Source organism: Dickeya sp. ws52, from assembly GCF_007210685.1.
Classification (GTDB): Bacteria; Pseudomonadota; Gammaproteobacteria; order Enterobacterales; family Enterobacteriaceae; genus Dickeya; species Dickeya chrysanthemi.
This window is the reverse complement of sequence record NZ_SZVX01000006.1, coordinates 94,895-117,617: the sequence shown is the minus strand read 5'-3', so window position 1 is coordinate 117,617 and position 22,723 is coordinate 94,895. Positions and strand designations below refer to the sequence as shown.

The following is a 22,723-nucleotide window of genomic DNA, read 5'->3' as shown; positions in this document are numbered from 1 at the left end:
TATCCCGTCAATGCTCGCGTGCGTGGTTAATGGTATAACGCGGAATTTCCACCACCAGATCTTCATCGGTGATGCGTGCCTGGCAACCCAGCCGGCTTTCCGGCTCCAGCCCCCAGGCTTTGTCCAGCATGTCGTCTTCGTCTTCGGTGCTTTCCGGCAACGAATCAAATCCTTCCCGAACAATGCAGTGGCAGGTGGTGCAGGCACAGGACTTTTCACAGGCATGTTCAATTTCAATACCATTGCGCAATGCCACGTCCAGAATGGTTTCACCACTGTTCGCTTCCAAAACCGCCCCTTCCGGACACAAATCCTGATGCGGCAGAAAAACAATCTTGGGCATGTTATACCTCGTCCACGGAATGCCCCGCCAACGCACGGCGGATAGATTCATCCATCCGGCGGGCAGCGAATTCCTGGGTTTGTTGGTCTAATTTTTTAATCGCGGCCTCAATGGCTGAGGCGTCGGTTTCTTGTGCAGCCTGCTGCAATTGAAGGCTGGCAGCGTCGATCGCCGCCCGCTCTTCATCGTTCAGCAAAGCGGCATCCGTCGCCAGCGCGCTGTTGAGACTTTCCAGCACGCGCGTAGCTTCCACGCGCTGCTCAGCCAACCGGCGCGCACTAATATCGTGCTGGGCGTTCTGCATGGAATCGGTGATCATGGTGGCGATTTCATCGTCGCTCAAACCATAAGACGGTTTCACCTGAATGGAAGCCTCCACCCCGGTAGATTTCTCCATCGCGGTCACGCTCAACAGCCCGTCGGCGTCCACCTGGAATGTCACCCGGATATGTGCGCCGCCGGCAGGCATCGATGGGATACCGCGCAGCGTGAAGCGCCCAAGCGAACGGCAATCCTGCACCAGTTCGCGCTCTCCCTGCAACACATGGATCATCATCGCGGTCTGGCCGTCTTTGAAGGTGGTGAACTCCTGCGCGCGCGCCACCGGAATAGTGGTATTACGCGGAATCACTTTCTCGACCAGCCCCCCCATGGTTTCCAGCCCCAGCGACAACGGAATCACGTCCAGCAACAGCATTTCGCTGTCGGGTTTGTTGCCCACCAGAATATCCGCCTGGATAGCCGCGCCGACAGCCACCACCTTATCCGGGTCGATAGAGGTCAACGGCGTACGGCCAAAGAATTCGCCAACCTGCTCACGCACCAGCGGCACGCGGGTGGAACCGCCGACCATCACCACCTCTTTCACTTCATCCATATCGACACCCGCGTCTTTCAGCGAACGGCGACAGGACAGCAGCGTGCGTTTTACCAGCGGCGCAATCAAGGTGTTGAACTGTTCGCGGGTCATCTCGCCTTGCCAGCCCGCCACCGATACCGGCACGGTTTGCGCATCGCTCAAGGCAATCTTGGTCTGTATGGCGGTATTCAGCAGCACCTGCTGCAATTGATGATCGTCGCGTACGGTAATCCCGGCCTGTTCACGAATCCATTCGACCAGTAGATGGTCAAAATCGTCACCGCCCAATGCGGAATCGCCGCCGGTAGCCAACACTTCAAATACACCGCGGCTAAGACGCAGGATGGAAATATCAAAGGTGCCGCCGCCCAGATCATACACGGCGATTACGCCTTCCTGGCCGGAATCCAGCCCATAGGCAATCGCCGCCGCGGTAGGTTCGTTAAGCAGCCGCAATACATGCAAACCAGCCAGACGAGCCGCATCTTTGGTACCCTGACGCTGTGCATCATCAAAATAGGCCGGCACGGTGATCACAACGCCGTCAGGCAGCCCATTCAGCGCCTCTTCGGCACGCCGGGTCAACGCCGACAAAATATCGGCCGATATCTGAATCGGATTACGTGGACCACCGGCTGTCTGCAACACCGGCAGGCCATTCTCACTGGCTTCAAGCCGGTAAGGCAAATGGGGATAGCGCTGACGAATATCGGAGAGCGAACGCCCCATCAATCGCTTGACGGAGCTGACCGTATTGACCGGATCGGTCGCCGCCTGCCGGCGAGCGTCCCAGCCAACGGTATGACCGTCGGCGTCGTAATGCACAACGGACGGCAATAGGTGGCGCCCGTCATGGTCAGGCAACGTTTGTGCCTCACCGCTGCGAACGGTGGCGACCAGAGAATGGGTCGTTCCCAGATCAATGCCGACGGCCAGACGCTGCTGATGCGGTGCCGCACTCAGCCCTGGCTCGCTGATTTGTAATAAGGCCATATTGAGCTTCCATCAATTGGCGGGCGGGCAAATCTGACATCAGGCCATGATTGCCCTACCGGATTGAATGTGACTTATCGTTCCAGCAATTGTTCTTCGAGTTGTTCGACTTGCTGCCGGAGCCGATCAAAAAAACGCAGTTTACGTACCGTATCCGCTGCATCCGACCAGGATTCCTCATCCAGCTCGCGCGTCATCTGCTCGCTGCGCTGGCGGGTCATCCCTTGCAGGCGCTGTGCAAATGTTGCCAGCGCACTTTCCGCATCCGGGCGACGTTCAATCTCGTCCAGTTCTTCACGCAGTTCCATCTGCTCCATCAGGAATGCAGTGTCATGGAGCGTATGCTGCTCGTTGCTCAAATCGAAACCGTGCAAAGATAGCATATACTCCGCGCGTTTCAGCGGGTGTTTCAGCGCCTGATAGGCATTATTGATGGTCGCCGCCTGTTGTAACGCCATCATGCGTTCACGTTCCGGACTGGCGGCAAAACGGTCAGGGTGAAACTGGCGCTGCAGTTCCTGAAACCGGGAAGCAAGCAGGCTGCCATCCACGTTATAGCGAATCGGCAGCCCGAATAAAGCAAAGTAATCCATAGTGTGCTCTGAGTTCGCAGACAATTCATGCACGCCCGCCGCGTTACATGCCGGAGCACACAACGCGGCGGAAACCAGTCAACAGACCGGCCGGCGGTCAGACATTAAAGCTTTCGCCGCAACCGCACTCGCTGGAAACGTTAGGGTTATTGAACTTAAAGCCTTCGTTCAGCCCTTCCTTGACAAAATCCAACTCGGTGCCGTCAAGATAGACCAAACTTTTGCCATCAATAATGACCTTCACGCCCTTGTCTTCAAACACCACATCGTCGGTGTTCAATTCATCAACAAATTCCAGCACATACGCCATACCGGAACAGCCGGACGTTCTCACGCCCAGACGCAAACCGACGCCTTTGCCACGATTGGCCATAAAGGCATTAACGCGTTGCGCAGCGCTGTCGCTCAGGGAAATCGACATAAGCAAAAACCTCTAATTCATCTGCCCGTTATTTGTCGCCACGTTTGCTCTTGTAATCGGCGATGGCGGCTTTGATAGCGTCTTCAGCCAGAATAGAGCAGTGAATTTTCACCGGCGGCAACTCCAGTTCTTCGGCGATCTGGGTGTTTTTAATCGATTCGGCTTCGTTCAGGCTCTTGCCTTTCACCCACTCGGTGACCAGCGAGCTGGAGGCGATGGCGGAACCACAACCGTAGGTTTTAAAGCGGGCGTCTTCGATAATCCCCTGCTCATTCACCTTGATTTGCAGTTTCATCACGTCGCCGCAGGCAGGTGCGCCCACCATACCGCTGCCGATGCTCGGATCCGACGAATCAAACGAGCCGACGTTGCGCGGGTTTTCATAGTGATCAATTACTTTTTCGCTGTAAGCCATAATATGCGTCCTGATTCCTGCGAATTAATGATGCGCCCATTCGATGCTGTTGATATCCACGCCCTGCTTGAACATTTCCCACAATGGAGACAGATCACGCAGACGGCCGATGGATTTACGAACCAGATCGATGGTGTAGTCAATTTCTTCTTCAGTGGTGAAGCGACCCAGTGAGAAACGGATGGAACTGTGCGCCAGTTCATCGCTCATCCCCAGCGCGCGCAACACATAGGAAGGCTCCAGGCTGGCGGATGTACAGGCCGAACCGGAAGACACCGCCAGATCCTTCAGCGCCATGATCAGCGACTCACCTTCCACGTAGTTGAAACTCACGTTCAGGATATTCGGCGCGCCCTGCTCCAGGTCGCCGTTCAGGTACACTTCTTCGATATCGTTGATACCGTTCCACAGGCGATTGCGCAGGTTGCGCAGACGTACCGCTTCTTCGGCCATCTCTTCTTTGGCGATGCGGTAAGCTTCACCCATCCCCACAATCTGGTGCACCGGCAGGGTGCCGGAACGCATACCGCGTTCATGGCCGCCACCATGCATCTGCGCTTCGATGCGCACGCGCGGCTTGCGACGCACATACAGCGCGCCAATCCCTTTCGGGCCGTAAATCTTGTGGCCGGAGAAAGACATCAGGTCGACTTTCAGTTGGCTGAGGTCAATCGGCAATTTGCCTACGCTCTGGGTGGCATCAACATGGAAAATGATGCCGCGGCTACGGCACATGTCGCCGATGGTGGCGATATCCTGCACCACGCCGATTTCGTTATTCACATGCATAATGGACACCACGATGGTGTCGTCACGCATAGCGGCTTCCAGCTCTTTCAGATCGATAATACCGTTGCGCTGCGGCGCCAGGTACGTCACGTCAAACCCTTCGCGCTCCAGTTGACGGCAGGTATCCAGCACGGCTTTGTGTTCCGTCTTGCTGGTAATGATGTGCTTGCCCTTCTTCTGGTAGAAATTCGCCGCACCTTTGATAGCCAGGTTGTCGGACTCGGTCGCGCCGGAAGTAAAGACGATCTCACGCGGGTCTGCGCCGACCAGTTCAGCGATCTGATTACGGGCGATATCCACCGCTTCTTCCGCCTGCCAGCCGAAACGGTGGGAACGTGAGGCCGGGTTGCCAAACGTACCGTCCAGGGTCAGAAACTGCATCATTTTTTCAGCCACACGCGGATCGACCGGCGTGGTGGCGGAATAATCCAGATAAATCGGTAACTTCATTGCTCTTAAACTCCGTACATCACTTCAAAACGTTCAAGGCGTTTCGTTCTTTTTTCTTTCAGGCACGCAAGTTGACGTTAATAGTTTCTTGTATGCGTCCGTTGGCGGTACGACGCACGTCAGCATCCTGACGATCCGCGACGTCCAGAATCTCTTTATTATTAACCAGTTCATCCAGGGTGATGTTGTTGAGGAACCCGCTGATTCGGTCGCTCAGATCGCGCCACAGCGTATGGGTCAGGCAACGATCGCCGCCCTGACACCCTTCTTTCCCCTGGCAACGGGTAGCGTCCACGGATTCATCCACCGCAGAGATGACTGAGCCGACAGCGATTTCGGCGGAGTCTTTCCCCAACAGATAGCCGCCGCCCGGGCCACGCACGCTGGCAACCAGACCATGCTTGCGAAGGCGAGAGAACAGCTGTTCCAGATAAGAAAGCGAAATACCCTGACGCTCGGAGATATCCGCCAGCGGAACCGGGCCTTCTTTTGAATGCAGCGCCACATCGAGCATGGCGGTAACGGCGTAGCGGCCTTTAGATGTCAGTCTCATGTTAGTGGTATCCGTAAGATAAACATGTATTATTAAGACAAGTATTATGAGTCAAGCATACATAGCACAGTCATGAGTCTGACATTCCCGAGTGTTTCAGTCAACTATTTAACCGAGTAAATAACTCAACTATTGTCCTGCGGCTTGTCTGTCGACGAGGCGGTCTTGGTGATCGCGCTCAGAATGCCACGCAGGATATTGAGCTCCTGGTTTTCAGGACGGGCGCGGGTAAACAACCGGCGCAGCTTGTTCATCACCTGCCCCTGATGCGCCTGACGGATGAAACCGGTGTGCAGCAACGTCTCTTCCAGATGTTGATAAAAACGTTCCAGATCATCCGCCAGCGGATAAGGACTCTCCTCATGCGCCGGCTCACCTTGCTGTTGGCTGTCCAACCAGGCGACGCGGACCTCATAAGACAGGATCTGCACCGCCATCGCCAAATTGAGCGAGCTGTACTCAGGATTGGCGGGGATCGCCACATGGTAGTGACATTTTTGCAGTTCCTCATTCGTCAGCCCCACGCGCTCACGGCCGAACACAATCGCTACCGGTGCGCGTTGCGCTTCCTGAATGCTGCGTACGCCGCATTCACGCGGCTCCAGCATCGGCCAGGGCAACGTGCGGGAGCGGGCGCTGGTGCCGACCACCAGGCCACATCCTTCCAGCGCTTGATCGAGGGTATCGACGATAGTGGCGTTGCCAATGACATCACTGGCGCCGGCAGACAACGAAATCGCCTGCGAATCGGGTTTGACCAGCGGATTAACCAGCCAAAGATTGGTCAGGCCCATGGTTTTCATTGCTCTGGCCGTTGACCCCATATTGCCGGTATGTGAAGTTTCCACCAGCACAATGCGTATATTCTGTAACATGCGGACTCTGTCATACGAAACGGAAAACCGGCGTATATTAACACAAACTTCTCTGTTTTCTCTTTCTCCTGCTATCTGCTATACTCCGCGCCGTTTTCTGTTCTTTAACATTCTTGTGGACGATACCATGCATCCGATGCTTAACATCGCCGTGCGCGCAGCGCGCAAAGGCGGCAACTTGATCGCTAAAAACTATGAAACGCCCGACGCCGTCGAGGCCAGCCAGAAAGGCAGTAACGATTTTGTCACTAACGTTGATCGTGATGCAGAACGCCTGATTATTGAAGTTATTCGTAAGTCTTACCCGCAGCACACCATTATCGGTGAAGAGTGTGGCGAACTGGTTGGCGAAGATCAGGACGTTCAATGGATTATCGATCCCCTGGATGGCACCACCAACTTTATCAAACGTCTTCCCCATTTTGCCGTTTCCATCGCTGTTCGCGTTAAAGGCCGTACTGAAGTGGCCGTCGTTTACGATCCCATGCGCAACGAACTGTTCACCGCTACCCGTGGTCAGGGTACGCAGTTGAATGGCTACCGTTTGCGTGGCAGCAATGCCCGCGATCTGGACGGCACTATTCTTGCGACCGGTTTCCCGTTCAAACAAAAGCAACACAGCGCCAGCTACCTGCGCGTACTGGAAGCGCTGTTCAGCCAATGCGCCGACTTCCGCCGCACCGGCTCCGCAGCGCTTGATCTGGCCTATGTGGCTGCCGGCCGCGTGGATGGCTTCTTTGAGATTGGCCTCAAACCTTGGGACTTCGCCGGCGGCGAACTGCTGGTGCGTGAAGCCGGCGGCATCGTGACCGACTTCGTCGGCGGCCATAACTACCTCACTTCCGGCAATATCGTTGCCGGTAACCCACGCGTGGTGAAATCGCTGTTGTCCACCATCCGCGACCAACTGAGTGATGCGCTGAAGCGTTAATCCTCCCTGTGGGCATGTCCGTCGGACATGCCCACGCTGTTATTTTTCTTTACAACTCAGCCCTGTTGAGTAAAAGTTTAAGTTTATATGATAATAATTATTAAACTCATTCATTTGCTTTAATTGACCATCACACAGCGGTTAATGACAGGATTCATTATGTTAAAGAAATCATGGCGTCACATTTTGCTGGCAACCACACTGACAACTTCTTTTGCCGGCCTCGCCACCCAGTATCCCCTCACGTTGACTGATATCGACGGACAAAGCGTCACTATCCAACAGGAACCGCAGCGCGTTGTGTTACAAGACGGCCGCGATATCATGGCGCTGGCGCTGCTTGACCGCGATAATCCGTTCCACCGTCTTGTTGCCTGGAATAACTTGCCCAAAAAACAAGACTCCGCCACCTGGGATGTACTGAAAAGCAAATGGCCGCAGTCCGAAGGCATTCTGGACATGGGCTTTAGCGACAAAGGCGAAGTGGAACTGGAAAGCATTCTGGCTAAAAAACCGGATCTGATGATTGCCCAACTGCGTGCGAAGCCGGCTTTAATGGAAAATGGCGTCATCGGTAAGCTGAACGCGTTGCACATTCCGCTGGTGTTCGTGGATTATGAAATCAACCCGGCGCAAAACACCGCACCCAGTGTTGATTTGCTCGGCAAAGTGCTGAACCGCGAAGAAAACGCCAAAGCCTATACTGATTTTTATCGCCAGCATTTTGCCGATATCCAAAAAGTCACGACCGGCATCACCCCCCAACCCAATGTGTTTATTGAACCGATCGCCGGCAACACCGATGCCTGCTGCTTTACCCATGGTCACAACGGCTGGGGCGGCCTGCTGGAAGCCATCGGCGCGAAAAATATCGGTTCCGGACTGCTGCCGGGCGCATCAGGCTTTGTCTCATTGGAAAAAGTGATCAGCGAAAAACCCGATACCTACATCATGACCGGCTCCAAACGCGGCAACGGCACCAGTAAAATCCTGCCGTTTGGTTATAGCGCCAGCGACAGCGATATTCAGGACAAAGCCAAAGCTCTGCTGAACCGCACCGGCATTGATCAGATCCCGGCGATTAAAGCCGGCCAGGTCTATGGGGTTTACCACCATTTCTATAACCACCCGTATAACATTGTCGGCATGGAGTATCTGGCTAAAGCGGTGTATCCGAAGCAGTTCGGTTCGCTGAACCCGGACGATACCTATCATTACATCGTTCGCCATTTTACTACCCTGCCTGACAACAACTTTGTGTTTGCCCGTAAACTGGCCGAGTAATCCATGAGTGTAACCACCGAATCCTCCATCAGCCGTGTCGACACGGCTGAAAACAGCGCGATAACCCACTACCGGAATATCATCCGTCACAGGTTGGCGCTAATGGCAGTGCTGGCCGTGGCGATTGTCGCGTCTTTGCTGCTGGACTTTGTGCTCGGCCCTTCCGGCTTGCCGCTGGATGTGTTGTGGCAAACGCTGACCGACCCGGCCAATGCGGATGCCGGCAGCCGCGTTATCGTCTGGGATATCCGCCTGCCGTATGCGCTGATGGCGGTGGTGGTTGGTCTGGCGCTGGGGCTGGCGGGGGCGGAGATGCAAACCATCCTGAATAACCCGCTGGCCAGTCCATTCACGTTGGGTGTGTCCTCTGCGGCGGCATTCGGCGCGGCGCTGGCTATCGTATTGGGGATCGGTATACCGGGTGTTCCGGCGCAATGGTTCATTTCGGCCAATGCCTTCCTGTTCGCACTGCTGGCGGCGCTGCTGTTGGACGGGATTACCCGTTGGACCAAGGTGGCGACTTCCGGCGTGGTATTGTTCGGGATTGCTCTGGTATTCACCTTTAACGCGCTGGTATCCATTCTGCAGTTCATCGCCAACGAAGATACGCTGCAAGGACTGGTGTTCTGGACCATGGGTAGCCTGGCACGCTCATCCTGGGAAAAACTCGGCATTCTGCTGGCGGTGCTAGCCGTAGTGATGCCGCTGTCAATGATGAGTTCGTGGAAGCTGACCGCGTTGCGTTTAGGCGAAGATCGCGCCATCAGCTTCGGCATCAACGTACGCCGTTTGCGTCTGGCGACACTGCTGCGCATTAGCTTCCTGTCGGCGCTGTCGGTCGCGTTCGTCGGGCCGATTGGTTTTATTGGTCTGGTTGCGCCGCATATTGCCCGTATGATTTTTGGCGAGGATCACCGCTTTTATCTACCAGCCAGCGCCCTGACCGGCGCACTGGTGTTGTCGCTGGCCTCCGTCGCCTCTAAAAACCTGCTGCCGGGGGTCATTATTCCGGTAGGGATTGTCACCTCGCTGGTAGGGGTTCCTTTCTTCCTCAGTATTATTCTGCGTAACCGGGGGAATGTATGAGCCACAACGGACTGTCGATTTCTCATTTTTCCGCGGGTTATCCGAAGCGAAGCATTATTAACGATCTCTCGGTGCCGCTGTTGCCGCGCGGTAAGATAACGGTGCTGCTGGGGCCAAACGGCAGCGGTAAATCAACGCTGCTGCGTGCGCTGGCGGGTTTGGGACAAGCCCAAGGCGACCTGCTGTTGGATGACGTTAACCTGATGCAGTTGCCGTTCGCCAAACGGGCGGAAAAAGTGGTGTATTTGCCGCAATCGTTGCCTGCCGGCGTGCATCTTCACGTGCTGGAGTCGATCATCGTCGCCCAACGTGCCTCCGGTGAGCTGCACTACGACAGCAACGAAGACGAGGTGCTGACGCTGCTCAGGCAACTGGGTATTTCGCATCTGGCGATGAGCTATCTGGACCAGCTTTCCGGCGGTCAGAAACAGTTGGTCGGGTTGGCGCAGTCGCTGATCCGTCAGCCGTCATTACTCTTGCTGGATGAACCGCTCAGCGCGCTTGACCTCAACTACCAATTCCACGTGATGGACCTGGTGCGTCAGGAAACGCGCAAGCGCAATATCGTGACGGTGGTGGTGGTGCACGACATCAATATCGCGCTGCGCCATGGCGACCACGTGCTGATGCTGAAAGACGGCAAACTGATTGCCAACGGCGAGCCGGCCGAAGTCATCAGTGAAGACAGTCTGGCGCAGGTATACGGTGTACGCGGCCGTATAGAGCGTTGTTCCCAGGGGATCCCGCAAGTGATGATCGATGGACTGGTGACTGCACCGACGCTGTAAACATCAGCCTTGTCACCCGGCCGGTCACAACAAAAAACGCCCGTTCATACCAATGTTCGGGCGTTTTTTTATGGGTTACCGTCACCGCCCAGCCGGCGGCGACGAACGGTCAGGATTTCGCCGGCAGCGTCACCCAATAACCCGGCTGATACGGCAGCGGCAAAAATTTCTCATGGAAAGTACGGAAAGTCGCATCAGGATCGATGTCTTTGAATAAATCCGGATGCAGCCATTTCGCCATTACCTGAATCGCCACAAACTGATATGGGCTGTCATAAAATTGATGCCAGATAGCATGGGCCTTGCCGTTGGTAGCCACGGGTAAGGTTTTGAATGCCGAACGCTCCATCAGTTTCTGCAGGCGCTGCAACGCTTGCTGTTTGTCGGCTCCCGGCCCGACGCCCACCCAACCATTGGCGGTATTGTAGTTTTTCCAGTTGGCACCGGTGACGATCACCACGTCCGGGCGCGCACTGATAATCTGCTCCGGATTCAGGGTGCCGAAAGTACCGGGAATAATTCCCTTGGCGATATTGATGCCGCCGGCGGCCTCCACCATTTTCCCGAAGTTTTCATTGCCGAATGACATACAGCACTCTTCGTCATAACCACCGGCGCGGTCGATCATCACTTTTGGACGCGGTCCCTGATAGTTCTTCAGGCGCTCGGTCACAAGCTCAATCTGCTGGCGACGGAACTGCACGATCTCTTCGGCGCGTGCCGGCTTACCCAGCAGTTGGCCCATGATGCGGATGCTTTTCTCGGCGTTTTCAAACGGCTTTTCACGAAAGTCGATAAACACTACCGGAATGCCCAAGCCGCTGAGTTTTTCAATCAGCTTGGCTTCATCGGTAGCGGCTTTCGCTTCCAGATTCATCAGCACCAGATCCGGCTTCAGATTCACCGCCTGCTCAACGTTGAAAGTACCGTCTTTGGCGCCGCCAAAAGTGGGTAATTGTTTAATCTGCGGGTATTTATGCTCATACGCCAGATAGCCGTCATAGTCGGCCTTCGGCAAATCATCTCGCCAGCCGACCACGCGCTGGAACGGCGCCTCGGTATCAAACGCCGCCAACAGATAAATCTGTCGCCCTTCCCCCAGAATCACACGCTTAACATCAGACTTAATCTCAACTTTTCTGCCGCTTACGTCTTCCACTACGATCGGAGCGGCGTTGACTGCCGAAACTAACCCCAACACCATGCCAACGGCACACAACCACTTTTGCATTCTATTATTCCCTGACTATTTACAAGTAATGAGATTCATTATCATTCAATGTAAATAATAAAGTTGCAGTTGTATTCGGGCAATATGTTTCACATGAAAAAGAGAGGATATTTGTTTGATATACCCGTCATACTTCAAGTTGCAGGTGCGTTGGCTGCGTTCGTTCACCCGAATCACTTACCTGAGTAAGCTCATCGGGATTCTCTCTCTTGCCGTCTTCCTGCAACTCGAATTATTTTGGGTATACACGGCAGGAAGGCTGGCAAAAAACGAAATACAACGACCACGCGAAGACAGTGAACCAGAGACATTTACACAGCGTCGCACTTACCCTATCAACGGGCGAATGCCTCCCGCCACTTCAGGTTGCGTGGTGAGATACAGCACAATACCGGCAAAAGTCAGCATGATTCCCCCCGCCAGCGACAAGGCGGACCAAAACAGAGGCTGCCAGCGTGAAGCTGTACCGTTACGACTCAGGCGTTCCAACTGACGGCGACAAAACAATACGGCCATCCCCAGCAGCGAAACGGTAAGCGCCGTTCCCAGCGCCATGGTCAGGGCTGAGATCACCCCCCAGAAAAACACTCCCAGTACTTTGGCGAACAGCAGCACCAGTATCGCGCCGGAACACGGGCGCAGCCCCATAGCCAACACGACCATCAGGCGAGAACGCCAACCATCGCTATGGTTGAGTGCATCTGCCGCCGGCACATGCTGGTGGCCGCACCCACAGTGTTCATCATGTCGATGGCGTCTGGCTGGCGGCGCCAATCGTTCTGCCGCCGTCGGCGCCGCAATCGGCGTTAGGGCATGAAGGCGAGGTCTGGCACGAGGGAATAGCGTTGCCGACAAGCGCCGCAATGCGCGTAAGCACAGCCAGCCGCCCAGAACGATCACCAGCACAAAACTACTTTTTTCCATCCAGAAACTGCCGATGTGCAATGCTTTGCTGGAAAGTTGCAATACCGCCAGCACTAGGGTGACCAACACTACGGCCACCAGTCCTTGCAGCAAGGCGGAAGCCAGGGTCAACTGCAAACTGCTTTTCAGCCGGGACGGATGGGTCGCCAGATAGGTCGCGATCACCACTTTGCCATGACCCGGGCCAACAGCGTGCAACACACCGTACACCAGACTGAACATCACCAGCGTCCAGCCGGCCTGATGGGGCCGCGCCTGCACCTGCTCCATCAAATCCGACATCTGCTGATGCAGCGACCGCTGCCATTCAATGCTTTGCAGCAGAATCGATGGCCACCAGACCAGTGCCTGCCATGCGGCCACGCCCATCAGCAGTAAAAACAGCGCCGGCGGCCACCAGCGTAAATAACGTCGGAGAATGCGCAGGCGATTTACTGGCATTGCAGCGTAACCTGCTGAGCAAACTGTTTTCCCAATTCTACATCTTTGGACGGTTTGGCATTTTTATCCAACGACAACGCATAGGACTGGAGTGATGCATCCGGTTTAGGCGTCATCAACGTCGCTTTACAGCGAGCAGCCAGCGCAGCGCCAATCTGAATCGCTTTGTCGTCTTTATACGACATATCAACAAAGTAAGTCGGGTCATACGTGGAAATCAGCAGCGGAGCCCCCGCCAGCGGCTGTGGATGAGCCAGCGGCAACACGAATTCCAGCACCGCTTTATTGCCCGAACGGGAAAGGTGATATTCCGTTGGTAACGACTGGTATTTCACAGGCTTTCCATTCCGATAGATATCAGTAAAGTAATGCTGCCCCAGCACATTCGCCATCACTTCCGCTGCCAGTTTCTTCCATACTTCAGAGTCTTTAGCGGCGTTGCCAGCATCGTAAAGCAAATCCGCAGAAGTGATAGGATCCATGGTCCAGTTCATGCGCAGCCCGGTGATCTGGTCGTCTTTCCCTTCCACGGTGGTTGTCATATCGATAAAACTGTGTGGATGGGCCAGCGCCGGACCGGAAACCGCCATTATCATCAATAGCAGGCAGCTTACCCAACGGCATGAAAAGCCTGAACTGTTATAATGTAACATTATTTATCCTGACCATTTTCGCCATTATCGGCAGGCCGGCGTCCCCAGCGCGAGCGAGCACTCACCTGCGTACACAACATAAAGACCGGCAATACCAGCAGAGCCATGACCCAGAAGGTTCCCCCCTGCAGATACTCAAACAGAAAACCGGATACCACCGTCATCACAGCGACGGCGCCGCCAGTCCCCAACGCCGAATAGGCAGCCTGTAAACGCAGTACGTCGGCATCGTGGCGTGACGCGATAAACCGCATTGCGGCCAGATGGCAAACCGTGAACGTGCCGCAATGCAAAATCTGCATCACGATCAACCACGGCAACGACACCGTGGCCCCCATCAGGCTCCAGCGCACCACACTGCACACCGCAGACAAGACCAACAAGCCGGACGCACTCCAATGCCGGAACAGACGATGACTGAACGCAAAAATGACAATTTCCGCCACCACGCCAAGCGACCACAGATAACCGATAACCGCCGCCGAATACCCCGCTTGTTGCCAGTAAATCACGCTAAAGCCGTAATAGGCGGCATGAGCCCCCTGCAACAACGACACACAGAGTAAAAAACGCCAAATCGCCGACTCGCGCAGCAGCACACGCCACGGCGTGGCGGTTGTTTGCGTCTGGTGGCGCTTGACGGAAGCCGGCATCACATGCGGCCGCAGCGCCATCCCCAGCAGCATCGATAACAGCCCCGCCGCCAGAGTGACCAGAATCGCCTGATGCCCCCAGACCACCACCAGTTGCCCGGTGACGGCGGAGCCAATCACAAACGCCACCGAGCCCCACACCCGCACCCGACCGTAATCCAGAGGCATCTGTTTTTGCCAGGTCGCCGCCAGCGCATCGGTAAGCGGAATCAACGGGGCAAAGAACAGGTTGAAACCGACCATCACCAGCATCAACCATAACCAGGCGCTGCCCAGCCAGAAGCCGATGAAAGCCAACAGCGATAACAACGCCAATCCCCTCAGTACGGTAATCAATCGGGCGGGGTCTTTCACCAGCGGTGTAATGAACAGGCTACCGACAAATCGCGCCACCAGCCCGGCGCCAAGCAGAATGCCGATCGCCTCGGCGGATAACCCTTCGCCTTTGAGCCAGCCGCCCCAAAAAGGCAGGAAAATGCCATAACTGAAGAAATAGGTGAAATAGCCGAGCGCCAGCCAGGATGTGGATTGCAAAACCATGTCGTCTCCCCTCTACGGTCGGTTACTCTGGCAGAGAGCCGGAGCAGACGCAACGGGAAGCGGAAAAACAAACGCCAGCCCGAAGGCTGGCGTTGGCAGGGCATCCGAGCCAGTCGGACGCCATCAGGCAGGTTATCAGGCGTAAACCGGGAAACGGGCGCAGATATCCAGCACTTGCTGTTTGACGCGCTCGATAACGGCTTCGTCATTGATGTTGTCCAGCACATCGCAAATCCAGCCGGCCAGTTCACGGACTTCCGCTTCTTTGAAGCCGCGGCGGGTGGCCGCCGGCGTACCGATACGGATGCCGGAGGTCACGAACGGGCTCTTCGGATCGTTCGGCACGCTGTTTTTGTTTACGGTGATATTGGCACGGCCCAGCGCGGCGTCAGCTTCTTTACCGGTTAAGTTCTTGCTGACCAGATCCAGCAGGAACAGGTGGTTTTCAGTACCGCCGGACACCACGTTGAAACCGCGGGACAGGAACACTTCCACCATCGCCTTGGCGTTTTTCGCTACCTGCTGCTGGTAAGTTTTGAATTCCGGCTCCATCGCTTCTTTCAGCGCTACCGCTTTACCCGCGATAACGTGCATCAGCGGGCCGCCCTGACCGCCCGGGAATACGGCGGAATTCAGTTTCTTGTACAGTTCTTCGTCGCCGCCTTTGGCCAGGATCAAGCCGCCACGCGGACCGGCCAGCGTTTTGTGGGTAGTGGTGGTCACGATGTGTGCGTGCGGAACCGGGTTAGGGTAAACGCCGGCAGCGATCAGACCGGCGACGTGCGCCATGTCGACGAACAAATAAGCGCCGATGCTGTCGGCGATTTCACGCATCTTCGCCCAGTCAACGATGCCGGAATACGCAGAGAAGCCGCCCACGATCATTTTCGGCTTGTGAGTGCGCGCCAGTTCGGCCATTTCGTCGTAGTTGATTTTGCCGCTCTCATCAATGCCGTAAGGCACGACGTTATACAGCTTACCGGACAGGTTAACCGGAGAGCCGTGAGTCAAGTGGCCGCCGTGCGCCAGATTCATACCCAGAATGGTGTCGCCCGGCTGCAGCAATGCAGTATAGACGGCGAAGTTAGCTTGAGAACCGGAGTGCGGCTGAACGTTGGCATAATCGGCGCCGAACAGTTCTTTAGCGCGATCGATAGCCAGCTGTTCAACCACGTCGACGTATTCGCAACCGCCGTAGTAGCGTTTGCCCGGATACCCTTCGGCGTATTTGTTGGTCAGCTGAGACCCCTGGGCCTGCATGACGCGTGGACTGGTATAGTTTTCTGACGCAATCAGTTCAATGTGCTCTTCCTGACGCACCACTTCTTGCTGCATTGCTTGCCATAGCTCGGCATCGTAATCGGCAATGTTCATTTCACGCTTTAACATCCGCATCTCCTGACTCAGCTAACTTGCTTCTTTATTAAAAATCACCCCAGAGGGCCGTGGGTACATAGTGTAAACCGTTTTGGACTGGCGATGATAGAGCTTGACAGAGGTTTTTACGCAAACGATTAGCTACAGGCTACACAAGGCTTCTCGTCTTGCCGGGATTTATCGTTCTGGCTGACTTTTTCTCATTCTCCACCTGCAATTTTTTCATGCACGCGATTCTGTTTCCCCACACCGTTTCCCAGAACATCACGAGGTCTTTACAGGCCACCCTCTTTTCAATAAGATGCATTTTAAATACAACTTAAAGACAACAATATAGAGGTTCACCATGCTGGATCAACAAACCATCGCCACCATCAAATCCACGATTCCCTTGCTGGCCGAAACAGGCCCGGCGCTGACCGCTCACTTCTATCAGCGGATGTTCCACCATAATCCGGAACTGAAAAGACATCTTCAATATGAGTAATCAGCGTAATGGCGATCAGCGTGAAGCGCTGTTCAATGCCATTTGCGCCTATGCCACACACATTGAGAACCTGCCGGCGCTGTTGCCTGCCGTCGAGCGAATCGCCCAGAAACATACCAGCTTCAACATCCGGCCGGAGCAGTATCAGATAGTGGGCACTCACCTGCTGGCAACGCTGGAAGAAATGTTCCAGCCCGGTCAGGCGGTGCTGGATGCCTGGGGCAAAGCCTACAACGTACTGGCAGACGTCTTTATCAAGCGGGAAAGCGACATTTATCAGCAAAGCGCCGAACAAAGCGGTGGGTGGCATGGCACACGGCCGTTTCGTATCGTGGCGAAACAGCCGCAAAGCAGCCTGATCATAAGCTTTACGCTGGAGCCCGTCGACGGCGGCCCGGTTGCGGCGTTTCGCCCCGGTCAGTATCTGGCGGTTTACATCCGCGATAAGCGCTTCGAATACCAGGAGATTCGTCAGTACTCACTCACTAATGAACCGAACGGACGCTATTACCGCATCGCAGTTAAGCGTGAAGCTCAGGGCAGCGTTTCGGGCTATCTGCATGATATTGCCCAGGAAGGCGATGTGATTGAACTGGCGGCGCCGCACGGTGATTTCTTTCTGGATACGCCGGCATCAACGCCGGTGGCGCTGATTTCCGCCGGTGTCGGCCAAACCCCGATGCTCAGCATGTTGCATAGTCTGAAACAACAGCAACATCAGGGCGAGGTATTCTGGTTACACGCGGCTGAAAACGCGGAGGTACACGCCTTCGCGGATGAAATCGCCAACGTCGGTGCCGCATTGCCGCAATTCCACTCCTACGTCTGGTATCGGGAAACATCGCTGCAAGCCGCGAACCACCTCTCTGTTTTTCACGGTTTAATGACGCTGAAGAACCTTCCGGCACCACTGCCGGTGGCGGACTTACAATGCTATTTGTGCGGACCGGTCGCCTTTATGCAATTTATCGCGCGCCAACTATTGGAATTGGGGATGACCGAATCGCAGATTCATTATGAATGTTTTGGTCCACATAAAGTGATATAGCCGACAGAAATTACTTTCATTTATGTCAACAGGCCGGTCATGGCCTGTTTTATTTCCCACCAATAAATGCCGTCACGCCTTATTTCCACCACGCTCTGATGAATGTTTCATCTCTTATTATTTTATGTTGAAAAATAAATACGTTATAGGAAAAACAACTGCCACCGACCCCTTCCGCGTCTTATTCCCGAACACAAAGAGAGTTAAGACATTCTATATAAATAAGAAATAAAAAACACAATGTTACATTTAAAACAGCGTTTCATTATTGTCTGTCATTGAAAAACAAATAAATAGACTGTATTCATTGGCAGCCCTTATGCGATACCAACGACAAATCTTCATTATTGTTAATGAAATAGGATTAACACATCATGAAGTTCACTGCATGGTATTCCTTGAGGTCAATAAATAAAAATAACCCATAGATATATATGGAAATTATTTTTAACACTTAAGATAAGAGTCAACTAAGGAAAAATATGATGAACAAAGCTTCAGGACGTTCTTTTACCCGCTCTTCAAAATATCTGCTGGCTACCTTGATCGCCGGTATGATGGCCTCTGGTGTTTCCGCTGCCGAGTTGGTTAGCAATAAAGCGTTGGAATCTGCCCCCGCCGCCGGCTGGGCGTCGCAGAATGGTTTCACGACCGGCGGCGCCGCTGCAACCAGCGACAATATCTACATCGTCACGAATATCAGCGAATTCACCAGTGCCCTTAGCGCCGGTGCAGTGGCAAAGATCATTCAAATTAAAGGGACGATCGATATCAGCGGCGGTACGCCTTACACCGATTTCGCGGATCAAAAAGCCCGCAGCCAGATTAACATTCCAGCCAATACCACGGTTATCGGGCTTGGCACCGACGCCAAATTCATCAACGGCTCTCTGATTATTGACGGTACGGACGGCACCAACAACGTCATCATCCGTAACGTCTATATCCAGACGCCGATTGACGTAGAGCCGCACTACGAAAAAGGTGATGGCTGGAACGCCGAGTGGGACGCCATGAATATCACCAATGGCGCACATCATGTGTGGATCGATCATGTCACCATCAGTGACGGCAACTTCACCGACGACATGTACACCACCAAAGACGGTGAAACCTACGTGCAGCATGACGGCGCTCTGGATATCAAGCGCGGTTCCGACTACGTAACCATCTCAAACAGCCTGATCGACCAGCACGACAAAACCATGCTGATCGGCCACAGCGACACGAACTCCGCCCAGGACAAAGGCAAGCTGCACGTCACGCTGTTCAACAACGTATTCAACCGCGTAACCGAACGCGCGCCTCGCGTACGTTACGGCAGCATCCACAGCTTCAACAACGTTTTCAAAGGTGATGCGAAAGATCCGGTATACCGTTACCAATACAGCTTTGGTATCGGTACCAGCGGCAGCGTGTTGTCCGAGGGCAACAGCTTCACGATTGCGAACCTGAGCGCCAGCAAAGCATGTAAAGTTGTGAAGAAATTCAACGGCTCCATTTTCTCTGACAACGGTTCCGTCCTGAACGGCAGCGCCGTCGATCTGTCTTGCGGTTTCAGCGCCTACACCAGCAAGATCCCTTACATTTACGATGTTCAGCCGATGACGACCGTACTGGCTCAGTCCATTACGGACAACGCCGGCTCAGGCAAACTGTAATTTCGCGTATTCAACGGCTGCCCAGCAGGCAGCCGTTTTTACTATCCGTTTTTACTCTCCGTTTTTACTCGCCCGCGTTTTCCATTCGTTGTCCCTGTTCTCTCATTTTCGTCCATTCATAGCCGATCTCCATTCATACCTCTCAGGTATTCACGCCGATGTTAACCAGCCATTGCCTTAACGACGAAACGCACCAAAAAAATGCATAAAAAACTAATCAATTGATTTTAAACAATTAAACAAAACGCGCGCGTAACACAAAGTTACAAAAACAATCAACAATATAAATAAAATTAATAGATCAGATTACCACCGACGTGAAACCGCTCACAAAATAAGCACCCAAAACACATGAGTGTTCGCCAAAACAAAAGACGAAATGGTATTTCGTTTTATGACACTCGAGTCATCCATAGACACATTGGGATCCTCCACGGAGCAAACAAAGCACTAAGGAAAAGCGTTATGAACAACTTACTCATGTCTTCCGTTTCAATACAGAAAACAGCCGGATGTTCTGCCCAGGGAACCACCAAAAACGTCCTGGCCGCCCTTATCGCTACGACGATGATGGTATCCGTCGCTTCTGCCGCCAGTCTGCAAACCACCAAAGCGACGGAAGGCGCCTCCACCGGTTGGGCAACGGAAAGCGGCGGAACAACGGGCGGTGCTAAAGCGTCATCATCTAAAATCTACGCCGTAAAAAACATTAGCGAATTTAAGGCGGCACTCAATGGAACAGATTCATCACCTAAAATTATTCAGGTGACGGCGGCGATTGATATCAGCGGCGGCAAAGCCTACACCAGCTTTGACGACCAGAAAGCCCGCAGCCAGATCAGTATTCCCGCCAATACCACCATCATCGGCATCGGCAACAAAGGAAAATTCACCAACGGTTCGCTGGTTGTGAAAGGCGTCAGCAACGTTATCCTGCGTAACCTGTACATCGAAACGCCGGTAGACGTGGCGCCGCATTATGAAGATGGGGACGGCTGGAATGCTGAATGGGACGCCGTGGTGATCGACAGTACCGATCATGTATGGGTTGATCACGTGACCATCAGCGACGGTAGCTTTACGGATGACAAATACACCACCAAAAATGGCGAAAAATATGTCCAGCATGACGGTGCGCTGGATATCAAGCGCGGTTCAGATTACGTCACCATCTCTAACAGCCGCTTCGAGCTGCATGACAAAACCATCCTGATCGGCCACAGCGACAACAACGGTTCGCAGGATGCCGGTAAACTGCGCGTCACTTTCCACAACAACCTGTTCGACCGTGTCGGTGAACGTACTCCGCGCGTACGCTTCGGTAACGTTCATGCCTACAACAACGTCTACACCAGCGACGTCAATCATAAAGCTTACCGCTATCAGTACAGCTTCGGCATCGGCACCAGCGGCAGCCTGCTGTCTGAGTACAATGCATTTACCATTGATAACCTCAAGAAGATCAACGGCCGCGATAAGGAATGTAGCGTCGTCAAAGCGTTTAACGGCAAGATCTTCTCCGATAAAGGATCAATCATCAACGGCGCCTCGTACAACCTGAACGGGTGCGGCTTTGGCTTCAACACCTATTCCGCCAAGATCCCATACAAATATTCAGCGCAACCCATCACCACCAACCTGGCAAGCAGCATCAGCAGCAATGCGGGGTACGGCAAACTGTAATTTGTATTCACTTGCGAAGGCCGCCGGAAACGGCGGCCTTATCTCCTCGCCAAGTCACCATGATCTCAAATTTTGTAACAACCGTGTCAGCGGGGAAAAAACAGCGTCTATCACGGCAAATAGGGGTCGCTCGCATTAATAAGGTACTTAAATTAATAAAATTATATTTAATAAAATTCGAATTATTTGTTAACAGTTTTATTTATGTCAGACAAAAATTCTGAATTATATGACTGAATTTAAAAGAAAATTCAATTCAACATCCATTAGCAAAAGTTACCGGTCTCGATCACAGTTTAGACAAAATTAACAGCCACCATAAGAAAACGAGATTTTGATCGCAAAACATCTCCCCCGAAATGCTTAAAAATCCACCTTGCCGAAGGACAAAATGGCATTTCATTTTTTCACAAACGGCTTTTTGAATTCTTAACAATGCATTTGGATTAGCGCCTACAGCGCAAGGAAACGGTCTATGAAAAACACGCGTGTACGTTCTATCGGAACCAAAAGTTTACTGGCTGCCGTTGTAACAGCAGCACTGATGGCTACCTCTGCTTATGCGGCAGTAGAAACTGATGCCGCAACAACTGGCTGGGCAACGCAAAACGGCGGCACTACCGGTGGCGCGAAGGCAGCAAAAGCAGTTGAAGTAAAAAACATTAGCGACTTTAAAAAAGCCCTGAATGGAACCGACTCATCACCCAAAATCATCAAAGTAACAGGACCGATTGACATCAGTGGCGGCAAAGCCTACACCAGTTTCGATGATCAGAAAGCGCGTAGCCAGATCAGTATTCCGTCCAATACCACCATTATCGGTGTTGGCAGCAATGGTAAATTCACCAACGGTTCTCTGGTGATCAAAGGCGTAAGCAACGTTATCCTGCGTAACCTGTATATCGAAACGCCGGTAGACGTAGCACCGCATTATGAAAGTGGAGATGGCTGGAACGCCGAGTGGGATGCAGCTGTTATCGACAACTCTACCAACGTCTGGGTTGACCACGTCACCATCAGCGACGGTAGCTTCACCGACGACAAATACACCACCAAAGATGGTGAAAAATACGTTCAGCACGACGGCGCACTGGATATCAAGAAAGGGTCTGACTACGTCACTATTTCTTACAGCCGCTTCGAACTGCACGACAAAACCATCCTGATCGGCCACAGCGACAGCAACGGCTCTCAGGATTCCGGCAAACTGCGCGTCACCTTCCACAACAACGTGTTCGACCGCGTGACTGAACGTGCCCCGCGCGTACGTTTTGGTAGCATCCATGCTTACAACAACGTTTATCTGGGCGACGTGAAACACAGCGTTTATCCGTACCTGTACAGCTTCGGCCTGGGCACCAGCGGCAGCATCCTGTCTGAGTCCAACTCCTTCACGCTCTCCAACCTGAAGAGCATTGATGGTAAAAACCCAGAATGTAGCATCGTGAAGCAATTCAACAGCAAGGTGTTCTCCGATAAAGGCTCACTGGTTAACGGCTCAACTACCACCAAGCTGGATACCTGTGGTCTGACGGCGTACAAACCGACTCTGCCGTATAAAGACAAGCCTCAAGCCATGACAAGCAGCCTGGCTACCAGCATCAACAACAACGCAGGCTACGGCAAACTGTAATACCCCTGTCGA

General features: G+C 53.5%; 20 protein-coding genes and 1 pseudogene. 8 read left to right on the top strand and 13 right to left on the bottom strand.

The annotated features are described in order from the left end of the window. Positions 1–7: 7 nt before the first annotated feature. The 8 genes from fdx to trmJ form a co-directional block, all read right to left on the bottom strand. Entirely contained in the window at positions 8–343 is a 336-nt protein-coding gene (gene fdx / locus FDP13_RS07615; RefSeq protein WP_012768859.1) for an ISC system 2Fe-2S type ferredoxin, read from the bottom strand. A gap of 1 nt (position 344) precedes the next feature. Further along, positions 345–2,195 carry a Fe-S protein assembly chaperone HscA gene (gene hscA / locus FDP13_RS07610; RefSeq protein ID WP_012768858.1) on the bottom strand — a complete coding sequence of 617 codons (1,851 nt, stop codon included), beginning with the start codon at positions 2,193–2,195 and terminating at the stop codon, positions 345–347. Positions 2,196–2,269: 74 nt separating this feature from the next. Further along, positions 2,270–2,788 (bottom strand): co-chaperone HscB, encoded by a 519-nt coding sequence (hscB, locus tag FDP13_RS07605; RefSeq protein ID WP_012768857.1) that lies wholly within the window; start codon positions 2,786–2,788, stop codon positions 2,270–2,272. A gap of 97 nt (positions 2,789–2,885) precedes the next feature. Beyond that, the gene (gene iscA, locus FDP13_RS07600; RefSeq protein WP_012768856.1) at positions 2,886–3,209 is read right to left on the bottom strand and encodes an iron-sulfur cluster assembly protein IscA; all 324 of its coding nucleotides are present in this window, start codon (positions 3,207–3,209) and stop codon (positions 2,886–2,888) included. Between the two features lie 28 nt (positions 3,210–3,237). Further along, positions 3,238–3,624: a Fe-S cluster assembly scaffold IscU gene (gene iscU, locus FDP13_RS07595; RefSeq protein ID WP_012768855.1), complete on the bottom strand. Its 387-nt coding sequence runs from the start codon at positions 3,622–3,624 to the stop codon at positions 3,238–3,240. Between the two features lie 24 nt (positions 3,625–3,648). Next, complete coding sequence (gene iscS / locus FDP13_RS07590) at positions 3,649–4,863, bottom strand: cysteine desulfurase (RefSeq protein ID WP_143839130.1); 1,215 nt, start codon at positions 4,861–4,863, stop codon at positions 3,649–3,651. A 58-nt stretch (positions 4,864–4,921) separates the two neighbouring features. Next, positions 4,922–5,416, bottom strand: coding sequence for a Fe-S cluster assembly transcriptional regulator IscR (gene iscR, locus FDP13_RS07585; protein WP_012768853.1), 495 nt, complete (start codon positions 5,414–5,416; stop codon positions 4,922–4,924). A gap of 125 nt (positions 5,417–5,541) precedes the next feature. Beyond that, the gene (gene trmJ / locus FDP13_RS07580; protein WP_012768852.1) at positions 5,542–6,291 is read right to left on the bottom strand and encodes a tRNA (cytosine(32)/uridine(32)-2'-O)-methyltransferase TrmJ; all 750 of its coding nucleotides are present in this window, start codon (positions 6,289–6,291) and stop codon (positions 5,542–5,544) included. 127 nt (positions 6,292–6,418) lie between these two features. Here trmJ and suhB point away from each other — a divergent pair, with 127 nt between their 5' ends. The 4 genes from suhB to FDP13_RS07560 all read left to right on the top strand — a co-directional run bounded on the left by suhB (position 6,419) and on the right by FDP13_RS07560 (position 10,380). Continuing rightward, positions 6,419–7,222 carry an inositol-1-monophosphatase gene (gene suhB, locus FDP13_RS07575; RefSeq protein WP_012768851.1) on the top strand — a complete coding sequence of 268 codons (804 nt, stop codon included), beginning with the start codon at positions 6,419–6,421 and terminating at the stop codon, positions 7,220–7,222. Positions 7,223–7,381: 159 nt separating this feature from the next. Beyond that, the gene (locus tag FDP13_RS07570) at positions 7,382–8,506 is read left to right on the top strand and encodes an ABC transporter substrate-binding protein (RefSeq protein ID WP_143839129.1); all 1,125 of its coding nucleotides are present in this window, start codon (positions 7,382–7,384) and stop codon (positions 8,504–8,506) included. A 102-nt stretch (positions 8,507–8,608) separates the two neighbouring features. Next, a complete protein-coding gene (locus FDP13_RS07565) occupies positions 8,609–9,592 on the top strand; it encodes an iron ABC transporter permease (protein ID WP_226051536.1) in 984 nt (327 codons plus the stop codon). After that, positions 9,589–10,380: an ABC transporter ATP-binding protein gene (locus FDP13_RS07560; RefSeq protein ID WP_143839128.1), complete on the top strand. Its 792-nt coding sequence runs from the start codon at positions 9,589–9,591 to the stop codon at positions 10,378–10,380. The genes FDP13_RS07565 and FDP13_RS07560 overlap by 4 nt, the downstream gene beginning before the upstream one ends. Before the next feature lie 109 nt (positions 10,381–10,489). Here the strand turns inward: FDP13_RS07560 and FDP13_RS07555 are convergent, their stop codons facing one another. The 5 genes from FDP13_RS07555 to glyA all read right to left on the bottom strand — a co-directional run bounded on the left by FDP13_RS07555 (position 10,490) and on the right by glyA (position 16,211). Continuing rightward, the gene (locus FDP13_RS07555; RefSeq protein WP_012768847.1) at positions 10,490–11,611 is read right to left on the bottom strand and encodes an ABC transporter substrate-binding protein; all 1,122 of its coding nucleotides are present in this window, start codon (positions 11,609–11,611) and stop codon (positions 10,490–10,492) included. Positions 11,612–11,938: 327 nt separating this feature from the next. Beyond that, a complete protein-coding gene (locus FDP13_RS07550) occupies positions 11,939–12,976 on the bottom strand; it encodes a nickel/cobalt transporter (RefSeq protein WP_143839127.1) in 1,038 nt (345 codons plus the stop codon). Next, a complete protein-coding gene (locus FDP13_RS07545) occupies positions 12,967–13,629 on the bottom strand; it encodes a DUF1007 family protein (RefSeq protein WP_033576850.1) in 663 nt (220 codons plus the stop codon). Before FDP13_RS07545 ends, FDP13_RS07550 begins: the two co-directional genes overlap by 10 nt. Next, on the bottom strand, positions 13,629–14,822 hold the full coding sequence (locus tag FDP13_RS07540; protein ID WP_033576849.1) for a 3-phenylpropionate MFS transporter: 1,194 nt from the start codon (positions 14,820–14,822) through the stop codon (positions 13,629–13,631). The genes FDP13_RS07545 and FDP13_RS07540 overlap by 1 nt, the downstream gene beginning before the upstream one ends. A gap of 135 nt (positions 14,823–14,957) precedes the next feature. Then, a complete protein-coding gene (gene glyA / locus FDP13_RS07535; RefSeq protein WP_012768843.1) occupies positions 14,958–16,211 on the bottom strand; it encodes a serine hydroxymethyltransferase in 1,254 nt (417 codons plus the stop codon). Positions 16,212–16,545: 334 nt separating this feature from the next. On the opposite strand from glyA, the pseudogene hmpA reads away from it, so the two are divergent. The 4 genes and pseudogenes from hmpA (at position 16,546) to pelE1 (ending at position 22,711) form a co-directional block, all read left to right on the top strand. After that, positions 16,546–17,734, top strand: a pseudogene (gene hmpA / locus FDP13_RS07530) (NO-inducible flavohemoprotein). A 482-nt stretch (positions 17,735–18,216) separates the two neighbouring features. Beyond that, positions 18,217–19,395 carry a pectate lyase PelA gene (gene pelA, locus FDP13_RS07525; RefSeq protein WP_304506130.1) on the top strand — a complete coding sequence of 393 codons (1,179 nt, stop codon included), beginning with the start codon at positions 18,217–18,219 and terminating at the stop codon, positions 19,393–19,395. A gap of 465 nt (positions 19,396–19,860) precedes the next feature. Then, a complete protein-coding gene (gene pelE2, locus FDP13_RS07520) occupies positions 19,861–21,078 on the top strand; it encodes a pectate lyase PelE2 (RefSeq protein ID WP_143839126.1) in 1,218 nt (405 codons plus the stop codon). Positions 21,079–21,553: 475 nt separating this feature from the next. After that, positions 21,554–22,711 (top strand): pectate lyase PelE1, encoded by a 1,158-nt coding sequence (pelE1, locus tag FDP13_RS07515; protein ID WP_012768839.1) that lies wholly within the window; start codon positions 21,554–21,556, stop codon positions 22,709–22,711. Positions 22,712–22,723: the final 12 nt, after the last annotated feature.